1 protein-coding gene is annotated in these 1,682 nt (G+C 66.1%); it reads left to right on the forward strand.

Annotated elements, in window-relative coordinates:
- The first annotated feature begins 114 nt into the window (after nt 1–114).
- A complete protein-coding gene (locus AAEX57_RS16150; RefSeq protein ID WP_342093320.1) occupies nt 115–1,515 on the forward strand; it encodes an IS1380 family transposase in 1,401 nt (466 codons plus the stop codon).
- The last annotated feature ends 167 nt before the right edge of the window (nt 1,516–1,682 follow it).

Raw genomic sequence — 1,682 nt, forward strand, 5'->3', positions numbered from 1 at the left:
TAGCCCGGAGATTTCACGGGGGTGGCTGGACGTGAAGGAGGGAAGTGCCCTCTGACCTGCGAAGATACCGATTGTCTAGGTCTGTATCAGCGTGGTTGAAGGAGCACTTCCCAGGTGAACAAGCGTAGCGGGATGTATCCGCGTCTCCGAGTCGACTCCGCTGCGGTGCCGGCGGTGGCCCAGGCGGGCGGGGTGCTGCTCACCCGGACCGTGGAGACCTCCGGCCTGGGAATCTTGTTGAGCCGGGCGCTGGGACCGTGGCGCAAATCCCTCGCGAGGCATGACCCGGCGAAGGTGCTGCTGGATCTGGCGATCAGCCTCGCGCTGGGTGGTGATGCCTGTCGTGACGCCGCGCTGCTGCGCAGCGAACCCGGTGTCTATGGCCGGGTGGCCTCGGATGCGACGATCTCGCGCACCATCACCGCCCTCGCGGCCGATGTCGACCGGGTGGAGAAAGCCGTGGCCCAGGCCACTGCAGCAGCTCGCCAGCACGTCTGGGGCCTGGCAGGCGAGGCGGCACCAGGCCATGGGGCGAGCGCCGGGGATCCGATCATCATTGATCTGGACGCCACTCTCGTCACGTCACATTCGGACAAGGAACTGGCCCGGCCGACGTTCAAGAAGGGCTACGGTTTCCACCCGCTGTTGGCCTTCGTCGACCACGGCCCCGACGGGACCGGCGAACCCATGGCAGGGCTGCTCAGGGCGGGCAATGCCGGCTCCAACACCGCCGCCGATCACGAGACCGTCATCAAGGCTGCGCTCAAACAGGTGCCCGGGATCAACCCCGCCAGGCCGGGCAAGAAGGTGCTGATCCGTACTGACGGGGCCGGCGGATCCAAACAGCTACTCGGCTTCCTCGCCCGGCGCGGGCTGTCGTACTCGATCGGCTTCACGCTGCCGATGAGCACCCCGGAGTTGTATCACCTTGTTCCCGAGCACGCGTGGCAGGATGCCTACAACGCCGACGGCCAGGTCCGCGACGGCGCAGCCGTGGTCGAGTTCACCGACCTCCTCACCGCCAAAGACCTGTTGAAGGGCTACCCCACCGGGATGCGAGTGATCGTGCGCCGAGAACGACCCCACCCCGGCGCCCAACTCCGCTTTGATGACGTCGATGGCTACCGGCTCACCGCCTTCGTCACCAACACTGCCAGAGGCCAGTTGGCTGATTTGGAGATGCGGCACCGCCGCCGCGCCCGTTGTGAGGACCGCATCCGCACCGCAAAAGACACCGGCCTGACCAACCTGCCGTTGCAGGGCTATGACCAGAATCGCATCTGGCTGCTCATCGTCCAGCTGGCCAGCGACCTGCTCGTCTGGATGGCCATGCTCGCCCTCCAAGGCCCTGCGCGGCGATGGGAACCCAAAACCCTGCGGCACCGCCTGTTCACGATCGCCGCCACCTTGGCGCGCACAGGCAGGCGCACCATCCTGCACCTCAAACAGGCCAGCCCTTGGTCACCCATGATTCTGGACGGCTGGAACAGGCTCTCCGCACTCACCCCACCCTGACCACGCCGCCACCCGCCCCGACGATCAGCAACACCTCTTCGGCAGTGGAACCGACGCCTACCCGCAGCGCATGCGGGACCTTGTCACACCCCCATGCCAGAATCATGACTACGAGACCGGCAACGACGCTGGACCGTTGACCAACCAGCCCTCATGAAAGATCGAGG

The organism is Luteococcus sp. H91, from assembly GCF_038433135.1.
Classification (GTDB): Bacteria; Actinomycetota; Actinomycetes; order Propionibacteriales; family Propionibacteriaceae; genus Luteococcus.